Origin of the sequence: Zhouia amylolytica AD3, assembly GCF_000511935.2 — a bacterium.
Taxonomy (GTDB): domain Bacteria; phylum Bacteroidota; class Bacteroidia; order Flavobacteriales; family Flavobacteriaceae; genus Zhouia; species Zhouia amylolytica.
In genome coordinates this window covers 284,427-298,782 of record NZ_AYXY01000001.1, presented here as the reverse complement: position 1 = coordinate 298,782, position 14,356 = coordinate 284,427, and the positions used below count along the sequence as shown (strand labels likewise).

Annotated in this window: 12 protein-coding genes and 1 tRNA gene; 1 reads left to right on the top strand and 12 read right to left on the bottom strand. The window is 35.3% G+C overall.

Translation table 11 applies throughout. The features are described 5' to 3' along the window. Positions 1-79: 79 nt before the first annotated feature. From P278_RS01495 to P278_RS01470, 7 genes are all read right to left on the bottom strand, one after another. Entirely contained in the window at positions 80-580 is a 501-nt protein-coding gene (locus tag P278_RS01495) for a hypothetical protein (RefSeq protein ID WP_038261154.1), read from the bottom strand. Positions 581-955: 375 nt separating this feature from the next. Further along, the gene (locus P278_RS01490; RefSeq protein ID WP_038261151.1) at positions 956-1,735 is read right to left on the bottom strand and encodes a hypothetical protein; all 780 of its coding nucleotides are present in this window, start codon (positions 1,733-1,735) and stop codon (positions 956-958) included. A 491-nt stretch (positions 1,736-2,226) separates the two neighbouring features. Beyond that, complete coding sequence (locus P278_RS01485) at positions 2,227-2,688, bottom strand: hypothetical protein (RefSeq protein ID WP_235444228.1); 462 nt, start codon at positions 2,686-2,688, stop codon at positions 2,227-2,229. Between the two features lie 75 nt (positions 2,689-2,763). After that, positions 2,764-3,564 (bottom strand): hypothetical protein, encoded by an 801-nt coding sequence (locus P278_RS01480; RefSeq protein ID WP_152973868.1) that lies wholly within the window; start codon positions 3,562-3,564, stop codon positions 2,764-2,766. Positions 3,565-3,570: 6 nt separating this feature from the next. Continuing rightward, positions 3,571-3,656: transfer RNA gene (locus P278_RS16475), tRNA-OTHER, on the bottom strand. Positions 3,657-3,663: 7 nt separating this feature from the next. Continuing rightward, complete coding sequence (locus tag P278_RS01475; protein ID WP_051413345.1) at positions 3,664-6,264, bottom strand: AAA family ATPase; 2,601 nt, start codon at positions 6,262-6,264, stop codon at positions 3,664-3,666. A 153-nt stretch (positions 6,265-6,417) separates the two neighbouring features. Further along, positions 6,418-6,633, bottom strand: coding sequence for a helix-turn-helix domain-containing protein (locus P278_RS01470; RefSeq protein ID WP_038261148.1), 216 nt, complete (start codon positions 6,631-6,633; stop codon positions 6,418-6,420). A 140-nt stretch (positions 6,634-6,773) separates the two neighbouring features. Here P278_RS01470 and P278_RS01465 point away from each other — a divergent pair, with 140 nt between their 5' ends. Then, positions 6,774-6,983, top strand: coding sequence for a hypothetical protein (locus tag P278_RS01465; protein WP_038261795.1), 210 nt, complete (start codon positions 6,774-6,776; stop codon positions 6,981-6,983). A 19-nt stretch (positions 6,984-7,002) separates the two neighbouring features. Here the strand turns inward: P278_RS01465 and P278_RS01460 are convergent, their stop codons facing one another. The 5 genes from P278_RS01460 to P278_RS01435 all read right to left on the bottom strand — a co-directional run bounded on the left by P278_RS01460 (position 7,003) and on the right by P278_RS01435 (position 14,216). Further along, complete coding sequence (locus P278_RS01460; protein WP_051413344.1) at positions 7,003-8,523, bottom strand: protein kinase domain-containing protein; 1,521 nt, start codon at positions 8,521-8,523, stop codon at positions 7,003-7,005. Positions 8,524-8,782: 259 nt separating this feature from the next. After that, positions 8,783-9,436, bottom strand: a complete 654-nt coding sequence (locus P278_RS01450; RefSeq protein WP_235444227.1) for a DoxX family protein — start codon at positions 9,434-9,436, stop codon at positions 8,783-8,785. A gap of 234 nt (positions 9,437-9,670) precedes the next feature. Beyond that, positions 9,671-10,600: an NAD-dependent epimerase/dehydratase family protein gene (locus tag P278_RS01445; RefSeq protein WP_038261140.1), complete on the bottom strand. Its 930-nt coding sequence runs from the start codon at positions 10,598-10,600 to the stop codon at positions 9,671-9,673. A gap of 320 nt (positions 10,601-10,920) precedes the next feature. Then, on the bottom strand, positions 10,921-13,227 hold the full coding sequence (locus P278_RS01440; protein ID WP_051413343.1) for a glycosyl hydrolase family 95 catalytic domain-containing protein: 2,307 nt from the start codon (positions 13,225-13,227) through the stop codon (positions 10,921-10,923). 227 nt (positions 13,228-13,454) lie between these two features. Then, complete coding sequence (locus tag P278_RS01435; protein ID WP_038261136.1) at positions 13,455-14,216, bottom strand: hypothetical protein; 762 nt, start codon at positions 14,214-14,216, stop codon at positions 13,455-13,457. Positions 14,217-14,356: the final 140 nt, after the last annotated feature.

Sequence of the window (14,356 nt, the reverse complement as noted above, 5' to 3'; positions counted from 1 at the left end):
CCAGAGGGAAATCCGTAGGATTTTCCGAGTAGGCTAGAACCAGGCAATTATTTTTACACGTTGTTGTAAAACGTTTTTTTTATTTCCGTTCAGTTATTTCCGAACGAAACATTTTTAATATTCTATTTCCTAATTCTGATGGTTCACAATGAGCAGAAATTGTACTTGTCAAATCAATTTCAATTGGTAAATTCAAAACCGTTTCTATTCTCAAAGTATTATTCCTATCTGTCAGTCCACGTATTGAAATTCTTCTATACTTTTCCTCAAATCTACGCATTGACTTTTCTTTACTTGCTTTAAAAGCAGGCCAATCAGATTTATTTCCCATTCCAGTTTTTTTTTCCTCAATATTAAATTTGTCGAAATTCCGTTTAATGGCTTTTCCAATAATTTCCATTGAAGAGTTCAACTCAATTACTTCACAATCCTTTTGTTCATAATGATAGCCAGCTTTTGGTTCTTTAGAAATAGGTGCAATGATAATTTCAGAGTGCTTTTCGGATAGATAAACTGTAACTGATTTAATGACTTTCAGTTTGGGTTCAGGTGGCTTAAATGTTATACTTCTGATTTTCATTCAAATGTTTTACAACAATGGAATAAACACCATATGGTGTTTATTTTTAATATGTTTACCTACAAATCTAATAGATTTTTTTGATAAAACTGTTCTTGCTACATGGGAGGATAGGCAGTAGCTCAAAGCCCTATAATACAAACTATGATAACGCAATCCAGGCTCCCGAAAAGGGGCCATCTAAGTATGCTATTGTACCGCAAAGGTTAATATCATTTTTGCACCGTCGTATACACCACCCGCTACGTTTATCCTTAGCGACTATCGAAGGTGAGTCGAATCCGCCGACACGAGCACAGCGAACTGTGCGTTAGCAAATTTTCGTAAGTAGACTCGTACTAGCAATTAATTTTATACGGTGTTAGCCATAGTATTTTAATTTCCGAATGGACTTTTATCATTCATAAACGGACTTTCAAAAGTTGTCCAGTCAGTTGTTTTTAATGGTTTTCCATCAATATTCATTGGTGTAAACCTTACTTTGTATTTACCCTTTCTTTTAAATGTAAATGCACCTGAACACATATCGTGTCCAACATTTAATCTTCCATTCCATTCTTTTATATAATAGACAGTTTTCTTATTTGTTTCTGCTTCTATGACTTCCGTTTTGTACCATATTTCAGATTCAGGTTTGTTTTTAATTTTGAAAATTGCATTTGCTTCAGGACCACAGCCATAATGTACAACATCTGTTTTTTCAAATTCAAGAGTTAGATTAGAATTCAGATTCTCAAAAACTTTTTTATCTGTTGTTTTCCAATATACTTTTTCTCTTTCTTTTTTCTCTCTGTTATAGGTTGTCATTTCCCTAACTTCATTTTCAGTTTCATCAGAGTATTTTAGAAAGTATTTTGTGTTTGGCTTTAATTCTGATGTTGGGCAGAAAATAGCTTGAGTTAATTGCATTTGACCAGTCAAGATTTCTTGAAGATTCAGTTCAATTAATTCTCCGCTTTCACTTTCGAGATAAACAGTTCTCTCTTTGAAGCTTTTTATTGTCTTTTGACTAAAAGCATAACCTTCAATAATGAATTTTGAATTCAAGCTAATTTCTTTGGTTTCTGGAAAGAAATACATTGCACTTATTGCACATTCCGCAAATACCGATTTAATTCCAAAAGTAAGTAATAAAAGAAGTATGATTTTTTTCATAATGTTAGTTTCTTAAATGACCTCAAATATCGTTCCGTTCATATTAAGGCTAACAATTGCATAAACCCCATATGGTGTTTATTTTATATATGTTCACCTACAAATCTAACGGATTTTTCATTTTAATTAAACTATTTCTGGCTATAGGATTGTAAATTTCTGTAGTTTTGGTGCTGTTATGCTCTAATAGCAACAGAATATATCTTAAGTCAGTTCTATTCTCCAGTAAATATATGCAACTCTCGGCCATAGCTTACAATTTGAAGAAGTACCTGAAATTTATTGAAAAACATACAAAAAGTGGAGCGACAAGTATGCAATGTGCTTGTTTTTCTTTAAAAACTATCATACAACATATTTTACCCCTTTTTAAGTCTCTCAATTTTAGTTTGCAACGAAACTAAAGCGCAAAATAAAAGCCCTTAAAAGGGCTTATTTGGATCTTGTTTTTATAAAATTATTGACTTGCACAACAGCTAACATTGTTGGCATTAGTTTTTTGTCCGTATTGTTTCGAGCAACGTTCCCATTTTCTTCTGTCCATATTCATTCTCAACGTTCATATCAATTCGAATAATATTTTCTTTTTCGGTTAATGTCGTTTTGTATTTAAATCCACCGTTACTTTGCTTTAAAGTATCTGGATTTATTTTTTTTCCGTCCACAAGACTATCGAATTTCACAAAATAACTTTTATTCGGATTATATCCCACGACTAATAATTCAACATTAAATTCCGTATTCCGCTCATACTTATTATCCTTTCCGTAAATTTCTCGAAACGAAATACTGTCAAATACGTATTTAGTTTCAATATCCGCAACAATTTTCCGCAAACTATCATTTTCCGCACGCAAATTTTCCAGTTTAGCGATAGTGTTTTCGGCATGATTTATATCAGTACAGCCAAATATCATAAAGATTAGAAGTACAATTATTATTGATTTGGTCATTTTTTTCAAATTAATGGCAACGGTCTGTGTATGGTGTCGTAGCATCCCGCAGGGTGCTATGCACTATACATTTTGTTATGGGCTTTTTATTAATTTTAATATTGTCTCTTTTTTGACATCTGTTAAATATGGATAATTAACTTCTAACCATCGAGATAACTGTCTATTTCTTTTAGTTGAATCAGCTTGTTTATAAATAATATGAAAAGACTTGTCAGTCTTAAAAGCATCTATTAACTCATTTGGTGACACATCTACTGAAATACCTTGAAAAAAGTGCTTATCTATTGCTCTAGCACACTTTATAACTATGGTGATTAAAGTTGAAGCATCCTTTAAAGTGATTCTTTTATTATCAAAATTATCTAATGCTTGTTCTATATCGAAGTGGTTGTACTTGTTATAAATAGCATCTCTTTTTTCCGTAAGATAGTCTCTCTTCTTACTTGAGATGCTTGCATTGGAAATATTCATGTGTACAATTCTATTTCTCCAATGACAGAGTAATTCACACAGAATAGCCATCTCTTTATCAATATCTGGGATTGAGTTTAGGAAGTTAAAAACTTTGAGCGCTTTTTTTTCCTCTCCAATAAAGTTGATGTCAGGATAGGTCCAAAAAGGATTTTTAGAAATACCTTCTAAATATTCAAAAAGACTTTCCGCAGAATAAACATATGAAGACCTTTCTGCATAATTTCTAGATTTAAATTTAGAATCTTTTATATTTTTTGGTTCCCAAGAAATATCAAGTCCTTCTGGTACTTTAATTTTGCCTTTGTCTGGTAAATAGGAAAGAGCGACCGCAATAGTATTCATTGAGTGAACTGACTCTCCAATTTCTTTAAGAAGTTTTTTAAGCTCTATTGATTCCATAATTTGTGGCGTTGTCAGGATTCGAACCTGCATTTTCTGGAATAAGATTAATTATTTTAGGACCAGATGTCTTACCATTAGACGATGACGCCATATTTTTTAAATATTATCTAACTCTGTTAGTATGTTTTCAAATTCAGTTATCTCATTTTCTAGTTTATCTGTAGTAAATGAAATATTTAATTCCTCTGCTGGTAAATGACCTTCTATCAAATCATGTAAAAATGAATGACGCTCAATTATTCGATCATATAGTGGTAAGTCGTATTTGATGCTTCTAATATTCGAAACTCGGATTAGAGAATCAAATCTTTGAACCGCACTAGCGAGGACTTTTGTTGCTGTGATTGCTTCATAACAACTTCTTAGTGCACCAAATCCTGAACGTATTAAACTCAAACTAAAATCCTCATCAGTTTCACGTTTGGCTTTTTGTAAGTAGGTTTTTGGTAAATGTGGATTGGTGTAAAGACTATCTCGAACTGGTGAATGGTCTGAAATTACTGTTCCGATAGCATTTCGTCCTGTTGCTCTGATTGTATTAAATTTAATTGAAGGTGAATTTTTTCCGAAAAGACGCAAACCAAACTTTTCTAAATTTTTGAAGAATACAACATCATGTGTAAATACGATAACTTGTTTGCTACCTGAAATCTCAACTAACCTTTTTGCAATGGTTTCTTTACGTTCGTGGTCTAAAGAATTAACAGGGTCGTCAAGAATGATTCCTCTGTTAATTGTGGTAATGTTAGTTTCTGCTATAAAGTCAGCCAGAGCAATTACTTTTTGTTCTCCCTCACTTAAAATTGCAGAAGGATCATTGCCTTTAAGAAAAAGTTGTCGGTTGGATCGTGCATCTGAACTTCTTGCATCTATTTCAATTCCAAACTTTCCATTTAATTTATCGCATTCGTTATTAAATTCGCTGATATAATCGGTGTTGAAATATTTTTCGGAAAGTCTCTTTTCAGTATCTGTAGATGATTTCTTTACTGCCCTTTTATTAAACTGGTTAGCTTTGTTTACCCAAATCAAGTTTTTATGTAGGGTTTCAATATCTGGGTATCGAGCTTCCAGTTTTTCTTTATGAGCCAAATAAGTTTTCTTTTTTAACAGTTCGCCAAGTTTTTTATTTTGCTCATCTTCTTCAAACGCTTTAATTTCTTTATCTACCGTTTCGCTTATGGTAAATAAAGCACTTAAATCTATTTGTATTTCAACTTGTAAATTATCCTTTTTGTCAGTAATGTTTGATACGAGTGTTTGTCTTAATGTCTCCTGTTTCTTTAGTTCATCTTTTAAATTGGCTAAAACAGTTTCGTGCTTGTCCTTTAACCAAACGGCTAAAGTGTCTGTTTCAGGAAATTGATCGAAACTTAATTTTTCGTAATCCGCTTTAAGCTTTGCAAGATTTTCTTTTGCCGTCTTTGCTTCTTGCTCTGCAACACTTTTAATATAAGCCCAATAGCTGCTAATTAAGCTTTTGGGAACATCATCATTGATTGCTTGCTGACACAGTATGCAATTGTCACCAAGTGAAGGGTATTCACCTTCGTTTTGAGTAGAAGCAAATTTTGCGGCCGCTTCAATGAATTGTTTCCATTCTGTAGAACCAATATTTTCAATTTTATCGGTTTTGAATTTTTCCACGCCCTCTTTTTGTGCTGTATCCTCTTTGGTTTTACAATTGGTGATTGCTTTAATTACTCTATTTAGTTGGTCTTGAGCGAACCAAGTGTTCGTGTTAACTAAATTCTGTATTCGAGCTGCTAATTGGGCTTTTATAGTTTGCAACTCTTTCAATGCCTTGTCCTTTTGAGCTAAAGCAATTTTTAAATCATCATATTCTTTGTCTATTTGAACTTTCTTTGTTTTTTCCTCTTCGCTATAAGGCAAATGAGCATTTAATTCTTCAAGTTTAGAATTATGTGAAAGCTGAATTAACCAGGTTTTGATTTCAGATTCTCCTTGAAATATGTCATCATCTGCAAAGGGATTTGCAATACTTTTAGATTGAATTTCAATACTTAGCTTGCCATTTAATCTCTCTAATGCAACATTAAACTCGTTAAACAATTGCAATCCAGCAGGACGGAAGCTAAAGTCATTTCTTAAGCTTAGGTGTTTTTTTCCAATGTCTCCGTCAAAAACAGCAAACTGATTAAAAATTCCATTTCCGATGTTGTCAGGATATTTCAATGGGATATTGGTTCCTTCTGAAGAAAAATTGAAGGTTGCAGCTTTTGGTTTGTGTCCAGAGTCAATGTTAATGTTAGGAAGAATGTCTTCCTTGTCTTTAGAGTAAAAAACGTTTTTCAAAAGACGAACGTAACCAGACTTACCAGCTCCATTTGTTCCATATATAATGGTCAAATTGTGTGCTAAATCAATCGTTTGGTTTTCGGTAAGTGCATTAACTCCTTCAACGTTTGTAAGTGAGTCAAAAGAAAGATTTTCTTTATAATCATCAGATGCATTTGGGTTATATGAAATAAAAAGCTCAGGTTTTTCAGTTTCTTGTTTAAAACTTAAATTTTCAAGCAAATACGAATAAGCATTATCAATTACAGATTCTGTAATATCATTGCCAGCTAAAATTTCAGAACAAAGATATTTTGCCCAATACGGTTGAGCATTTACAAATGCTTTAACTTCTGTTTCAAGAGTTTTCACTTCTTCTATTTGCTGATTTTCGTTCATTTTTTATTTGCCCATAACGGCTTCGTATAAGATTAGTTGCGTTTTTTAGGCACTTAACTTAGCAAATACAAACTGATTAGAAAATCCGCGAGGATTTTCGTAAGTAGCCTTGAACTAGCAATTAATTTTATACTTTGTTGTATGCCGTTTTTTTTATTGTTCTAATTTCAAATCCTTAAAAATTTCTTTAAACATTTCTCCAGGGTCTATATCAATAGCCAACGCAATTAAGAATAGCTCATCGGCTCTCAATTTAGTCGATTCGTTTGAAGTCAATTGCGATAACCTAGCTTGACTAATTCCAGTTCGTCTAGAAACCATAGCTCTGTTCACAGATTTTTTAGTTAAATACAGTCCTAAAGAAGTCATATAATCTTTCGAATTTGTTAAGATAAATTTAGTCTTATTATATAAAACTTTAGAAAATCTATATTTTTATTTTGAATTTAGATAGACAATCAATAGATTTGTTTAGAAATTCTAAAGAATTATTTAATAAGTATAATGATATGAGCAAAAGATATACCAAAGCCGATTTAGAAGAAATTGTCTATAAGCAATTAGAAAATTTGAATGCTATGCACGATTTATTGGGAATTATGAAATTCCAAAACGATTTGATTCACAATATCAATCAGACGTTAAGAGAGGAAATCGGTCAGTTTAAAAAGCAACAGGTGATGTATCCAACTAGAAGAAAACCAAGATCAAAAACCTGATGTGGTCGGTTGTATGCCGTTATTTTTGGTTTCTTCTTTTTAATCTATGTCTTCGCATCATCCTTTCTAAAAATGGTATTCCGCTGATATGCTTTTCCATCCAATTCTTAATATACTCACGGAATTCATCAGTTGTCATCTTATCGTGACGTCCATCGTAAGTTGATGATGTCAAATTATAAGTTGACCTTTTATTAAAAATCACAAATGTGCCTCTAAAGTATCTGTAAATTTGTCTTGCTGTTTCAGGAATGTCATAACCCATATAAACGTAGTCACTTCTATGTTCTACAAGTTCATAATTATCATATTGACCTGGGTAAATTTCAGAAACGCCCTCTTGGTCGTGATTTTTATGGTAAGGTATACTTGTGTCTTCGTTTTTATAAACACCTGATGCCTCTAATTCGTCAAGTTCAAGTCTAAAATAATTCCATTCAGGCTCTGTTCCAAAAGATTCAAAGATTAGTCTTTTTGGATTTACAACGTAATCCAACCCTCCAAAACCTAATTCAATACAATTTGGCTCGTTAGATATTTTTGCACTTTCTAAATCAAGTCCACCACCATCAGGAAAGAACAGATGATTTAAATTATCATAAGAGCCAATAATGTTCAATACTTTAATAATGTCTTCTCTATCCTCCCAAATAACTCTTTTAGGGAATGAAGTAGGAAATAATTTTGTTTGAATCTCAAACCATTGCTCCAAATTTCGTTCGTGAAAATCCTCGTTGAGCAGTTTCCAATCTTCAAGCTTTTCAATGAATTCATCCATTGACGGTCTTTTTTCTGGGTCATTATCAGTAGATGCAGTCAATAACTCATCAATAGGACTTGTATAATGAGAATTGTAAAACTTTCTTAACTCAATTATCGAATCTGTCGAATACTGACCATCAAATCCTTTTTTGTTTTCCGTGAGAATAATCCAAAGTGTTTTCGCAAGTGAGTAGACGTCTGCTTTAAGGCTATCTGCCGATGAGGATTCTCTTTTCATCTCTGGTGCCATTGTCCATTTAGCACCTATAACTTCGTTTTTATGAGAAACGTCCTTTTTGCTTGGAAAATCTACTAGCCCGAAATCAGCAATACAAAATCGTGAATTGTATACTAAAATATTGGGCGGTTTTATATCTCTATGTGATACTTTTCTATCGTGTAGATTTTTAAGAGTTTTGGCAATTTCAATTACAGCATCAATTTTATTCTCGATTGATTGTCCTTTAAGAGCAATTTCTGCGCTACTTGCAACTGGCATAACGAAATACGGTATGTCAGTTTCGTCAAGTTTCTTTGGTAAATTCTTATCAATAATTGGAATAATTCCATCGATATCAGAATTTGCATCAATCACCGCTATTTCATCTAAAAATCGATTATAGGCTTTTTGTTTTAGTGCCTTTATTAATTTTATGGCTCCAATTTCTCCTTTAGAATTTTCGCATTGCCATACTTCTCCATTGCCACCACCACCTAGATAGGAAACAAGAGTCCAATCATTGAATTTTTGTCCTTTCTTAAATAGTCTTTTACTCATACGGTTTTAATGGCATACAACAATTGTACAAACACCATATGGTGTTTATATTTAGTATGTTTCCTACAAATCTAACATATTTTATATTTTAATAAAACTGTTTCTTGCAGCATACGTATAAAATTCTGTAGTATTTTTGCTGTTATGTCCCAAAAGAAGCTGAATATATCTTAAACCGCTGCCATTTTCGAGTAAATAGGCTTTGTAACATACCCTGAGATCATCTAAAACCCTCTTCTTCTGTATAGCTATCCCCGGTTCATTGTTTTGCTCGCTCAAATTCTTCCAGGCAGTCATCCAAGGGCGTTCCGTTCATATGAATACATTCACAAAACTTAAATCCAGCCTTTTCATTTACAGTCCCTTTAAACTGCCTCTGACAATCAGACAATGAATTCCTGGGCATCACCTCATGCCCAAACTGAGCAAAAGCTATGACTGAAAAAACCGTCATTAGAACAACTCCAAAAAACATCCATGGGAACTTAAGGGAATATTTTTTTGGCTTCTCAAAGATCCCGATTCCAGAAAATTGCTTAAACGGTAAAAGGTATTTTAGCCGGTCATAATTCCAAACAAGAAGAAAGAGGTTTGCCAACACCATCAATGGTGAGGTCACAAAAGATCCATCAAACCGCACCGCATACGATAGCACCCAGATATTCAAAATAATTGGAAAATAAAGCAAGGCACCCAAAGCAACAGTTCTGGGGATTAACAACAATACAGCTGCCAACACCTGTACAACCCCAATAAAAGTATAATAATAACCCGTGTGGTGTAATGCCTCAAGATAGGCCCCCATCGGATGCACAACCGATAACCCACTCGCAAATCGTTCATCCACAATCTTCACCATACCGGCAGCAATAAACGCAAAGGCCAGACTAACACGACAAAAGATGGAAAACAACCAATACCAGCGGTTGCTCTTTATCTTTAAATAAAATTGTTCAAATGTCGTTAAGGTATTCAATAGCAAAAATTAATTGTTAATGGGACAATACAAATGGCTCGAACCCTTTTAATATCATCCATTTTTAAAAACTCGCGTTTAAAGAAATACTTTATTGGGCATAACCACGATTTCAAAAATTGAATATAGTTAAATTAAATAACTCGCCCATGACCCAAAAGACTATGCATGTTAAATTCCTTGTTCTTCCTTAATAAGTGCAATCCCCTCCCGATAAGTGGTAACCTTAAAGTCAAGAAATCGTTGCTTGAACTTAGCCGAAATAAAAATATTGTCATGCCTATACCTTGGCAGTAATTCCTGTACCTCTTTTAACTGAGGATTAAAAACCGAACCTACCTTAAAAATAAAATTTGGAATGACAGAGTATGTAAACTTTTTCCCGTAAACCTCAGAAACCAGGGCTATAAATTCTTTATAAGACAACCGGTTATCATCACAAGGTAAATGCCAGGTCTGACCGAAAGTATCTTCCGAATTACCAATTAAAGCCATCGCTCTACTGGCATCAGGAGTCCATATCAAAGTACGTAGTTTATCATCCCTCAAAAACACTTTTAATTTTTTACCCATTGTAATCCGGTCAAAAATAATGGTGTTGGTAATACTCTGTGTTTTTCCGGGACCGTAAAATTCAGGAGCCCTGCAGATAACAGCCTCTATAGCCTTCTTCTTCATCTCCTCCAAAAGCATACCGGCTATCTCAGCCCTAACCTCCCCTTTCGGCCCGACAGGCGCAAACCTGGTTTCCTCCGTAAGCGGTTCTTCATCCTGAGGGTACATATACGTATTGTCGAAAAACACTAATTTAGATCCATAACGCTTACAGGCATTAATGACATTTCGCATCATCACAGGAAATTGACGCACCCACTTGTTCGTATTCATTGGCAAGCCCACTGTTAAATAAACAATTTCACTGCCATTTACAGCAAGATCGGTTTCCACAGCATCCAATAAGTTAGCAGGAAAAAGCTGATCGGTTTCATTGACTTTCTTCGGGTTTCTGCTTACGAGCCTGATGTCTGAGGTATAATGACGCTTAAGCTCTTTTGCTAACTCAATTCCTATTTGTCCGTTAGCTCCAAGTATTGTTTGCATAATAGTAAGAGTTCCAGTTGGTTTAATTATACCACCTCAGCCTGAATTAGATTCAAGATGGCCTCGGCTAACATAATACGCTTACTAAATTAGTAAAACATAACCGACCATCAAGACAATCACCAGCAAGAAACCGGATACTCCTAACAGAACCCCGTTCCGAAATACTTCAGAACACCCCACATTGATCCAAAAAAATAACACTGCCGATCCTGTTTAAAAATCAAACAGTACCAACAGTGTTAAAAGAACAAACACTCTAAACCTATCTTTATATCTTATTCAAGAATCTCAATCAAAAAGTAAAATAACCCGAAAGCTTAAGAAGTGAATTGTATCGTTTGACCTTCCTTCATCTCTATAATGATCACATCATTTTCAACCTCATAAGGAACATCAACCTTAAATGATTTTTGACCAAATGGATTCTGAAGCTTTAAAACGCCTCCTTTTTCAGAAACAATGGTAATACGATCAACCTTTCCTCCTTTTCTCTGTGCAGAAACCAAAAAGGCACCTTGCGCTCTTAATTGCTCAAATCCTACCTCCTGCCATAACTTAGGAATAGCCGGAAAGATTTTAATAACACCCGTATGACTTTGAATCAACATTTCCTGGATTCCGGCCGCAAAAGCAAAATTACCTTCCAGGGTAAAAGGACGGTATTTAAATTTCGAATACCCCCTGTTATGTTGCTCTCCATTCACGTGAAAAGAATTCGGCAAACAAAAGTTTTCAGCAAAAATCCGTAAAGTGTTGGCAGCACCTTCACCATCAAAGGCTCTTGCCTGTAAATTACCAAGCCAACTAAACGAATACCCCGTAAAATAATCAGACCCTACATTCAGTAAATTGTCAATCGTATTGTCGATTATCTGACGTTCCTTTTCACCTTTCGAATAATCGACTAACCCATAAGGATGGTACGCCATGATATGAGAAAAGTGACGATGCGAATCTTCATAAGGATGCTTCGGAGCAACCATCAACCCCTCATTCTCATCAATCGCAAAATAAGGCCACTCTTTTAAAGTCTCCTCCCACTGCTTCGCTTCCTTGTCTTTCCCTAATTCCTTGGCTAATTCAGCCGCCTTTTCATACGTCCATCGAATAGCTGCCAGGTCGAAATTGGTAGTCTCACCAAACCAGGCCTTTCTGGAATTATTATGTATTTCCGGACTTGAACTAATGGGTAGCTGACGCAGACCCGATTCGTTTTTAACCGAAATGTCATCAAAGAAAACAGCCACCTCCTTGATCCACGGATAAGCATGATCTTTCAAAAAATCCCTGTCCATCGAATAACGCCAGTGTAAATAAAAATGATGTCCCAACCAGGCAGAGGTAGTCGGACCAAAAGCATACTGAATCCATCCGCCCATAGGCTCTCCGGTTAAAGTAGTTACCCCGGGTACAGACAGCCCTTTGGTTTCATAATACGTTTTCGTATACCTTTTAAAGTTCTTTTTATTAGCTTCCAACCACTCCACAAAACCGATCTCCAAATCGAGATGATTCCCCGAATATGCCGGCCAATAACTCAACTGCGTGTTCAGATCGTGATGAAAATCTCCTTTCCACGGCGGTAACTTTCCATTATCTGCGGTCCATACCGCTTGAAGCGAAATAGGTGGCGCTCCCGATCGGGCAGCAGACCCAAATTTGTACTGCTCCAGATACCACTGCTTCTCTAAACCAGTATCAGGTATACGAATGGCAGATTTACCCCAAAATTCTTCCCACCAGTCAGCATGCTCCTTAAATGCACTTTCAAATCCTGCATCACTTTCATCAGCAGATAAAGAAAGACCAGATTTCTTCAGGTCTTTTGGGCTTTCCAGGCTCGTATCAATACTCCATTTTCCGATCATATTACCATTCTCGTAAGTCCATACCACGTGAACCTTATACTTGAAATCGCCCCATCCATCCTGGATATAAACTAATTCATTAGCCCCTTCAATAAACTCACCCTTCGAATACCCAAGGTGTCTTAAATCCTTTCCGGTAACCGGTGAGTCGTCTTTATCCTCGCCCTCAACATTATAGGCCGGCGGCAATAAAACAGGTTTAAACCCCTTCTCTACCCCTTCAAACTTAAACCATCCTTCATTCTTATCGGCATGCACAAAAGATAATAAAGTCACATCATTAGACCAGTTTACAGTACATAAAGCATTATCAAGCGAAAGACTTACCTTTTTAACCGCACCAAAACCGGCAACATCAAACTCCATAGCTGCTCCGGGTATTTTAGAAGGAGCCGGCGATTTATTATAAGGAACATCAAATTTCTCCTGAACATCCCTGTACTCATCATTCTTCCACTTCTCATATACCCACGAAAATTTAAATTCAGGAGTCTGCAGGTTTTCCATAGGACGTAAATCCCATAAATAAACATTATCCAATGACATTCTTAGATGTTCTCCTTTTTGCCATAATAGTGAACCGATAATTCCATTCCCTAACGGAATAGCCTCATCCCATCGTTTGGCCAAATCATTAAACTCCAACTTATAAGGAACCGCACCCTTGCGATCGTCCGTTTGAGCTGGCAGTATGAAACTTGTAAAAAGCACTAGGAAAAATGCACATAATTCCTTTTTAAAACCCCTGTTACTCATTTGTATATAGCTAAATTATAATTGAACTTCATCAAACAAAATTAATTAGGTCAATAGACCTAAACAGATGGTAAATATAAATGAAAATAAGAATCAGTATCAAGACACCCATACAGTTTATCAAACCGTTTAAACGAATAGATGGATTTAAGACAGGAGTATTTCTTCGACAGTATTAATGACAATAAGCCAGAACTACCAATGTTCCAATCACGATTCAAAACGATCTAAAACACCGTGAAGGCTACCAATTGTATATTAAAGTTTTGTCCTCCGTTTAATGGGTAGTAAGTACCGGCTTCTTCCTTCACCGATCGACAGCATAAAAACACTAAAGAAAGATGCCTCAGACCATCAAGATCCTGATAGGTTAACATTACCTCTTCATTAATGATATCCTTTTTTTCTACTAGAATGGGATCACTCATAGATCTTATGAATTTCCAACTGTTCAGGTCCAGGTTCAATTGTAAAGCCTTAAATTCAATATGACTGGCCTTGGTCATTCCAGATCCAATCGAAGTAAGACCCTTTAGAGAAATCGCCGGCAATTCTGAATTCATCTGAATAGCTCCCGTATAAAAATCTGAAGTCCTACTCTTGGGAGTAAAATCAAAACCCTCGAGTAACTCCCTCCCCTCCGGATGCAATAAACCCTCCCGAATCGTCCGCTTGCCATGTTCACTCTTTAAATCTTTACTCATAACCACCTTAAAAAGCCCCGACAACCGCTGATACAAATGCCCCCTTTCAAAATCCTGAAAATTCATTCTAAAGGCATTATTAATAAGAATAGCCGTTTTTTTAGCGACACTAAACTCATTGTTATTCCTTCGGACAGGTGCCATGGTCGGACTATTCTTATAATATTTCTTATCCATTTTATCCTTCTTTTTCCTTACCACCAGCCCCTTCTTACTTTTGTATTTACATACGGTTAGATTACCAACACTCCCTCTGAATTTTAATACTCCTATCAATGTTGCCATAAGTCCGTTTTTATTAATGGTCAGTTCTCACTAAATATAGTGACATTTCCTACATAAAGCATGGTAAAAGCTTATATTTAACATAGTTATCCCCATGTTATCCCCATGTTATCCCCATATTATCCCTATTTTATCCTTAT

What these genes read in the sequence shown, in the direction of transcription:
- P278_RS01495 (WP_038261154.1), bottom strand. Translation starts at nt 580, where the DNA reads ATGAAAATCAGAAGTATAACATTTAAGCCACCTGAACCCAAACTGAAA.
- P278_RS01445 (WP_038261140.1), bottom strand. Translation starts at nt 10,600, where the DNA reads ATGCAAACAATACTTGGAGCTAACGGACAAATAGGAATTGAGTTAGCA.
- P278_RS01465 (WP_038261795.1), top strand. Translation starts at nt 6,774, where the DNA reads ATGAGCAAAAGATATACCAAAGCCGATTTAGAAGAAATTGTCTATAAG.
- P278_RS01440 (WP_051413343.1), bottom strand. Translation starts at nt 13,227, where the DNA reads ATGAGTAACAGGGGTTTTAAAAAGGAATTATGTGCATTTTTCCTAGTG.
- P278_RS01485 (WP_235444228.1), bottom strand. Translation starts at nt 2,688, where the DNA reads ATGACCAAATCAATAATAATTGTACTTCTAATCTTTATGATATTTGGC.
- P278_RS01460 (WP_051413344.1), bottom strand. Translation starts at nt 8,523, where the DNA reads ATGAGTAAAAGACTATTTAAGAAAGGACAAAAATTCAATGATTGGACT.
- P278_RS01490 (WP_038261151.1), bottom strand. Translation starts at nt 1,735, where the DNA reads ATGAAAAAAATCATACTTCTTTTATTACTTACTTTTGGAATTAAATCG.
- P278_RS01435 (WP_038261136.1), bottom strand. Translation starts at nt 14,216, where the DNA reads ATGGCAACATTGATAGGAGTATTAAAATTCAGAGGGAGTGTTGGTAAT.
- P278_RS01475 (WP_051413345.1), bottom strand. Translation starts at nt 6,264, where the DNA reads ATGAACGAAAATCAGCAAATAGAAGAAGTGAAAACTCTTGAAACAGAA.
- P278_RS01470 (WP_038261148.1), bottom strand. Translation starts at nt 6,633, where the DNA reads ATGACTTCTTTAGGACTGTATTTAACTAAAAAATCTGTGAACAGAGCT.
- P278_RS01480 (WP_152973868.1), bottom strand. Translation starts at nt 3,564, where the DNA reads ATGGAATCAATAGAGCTTAAAAAACTTCTTAAAGAAATTGGAGAGTCA.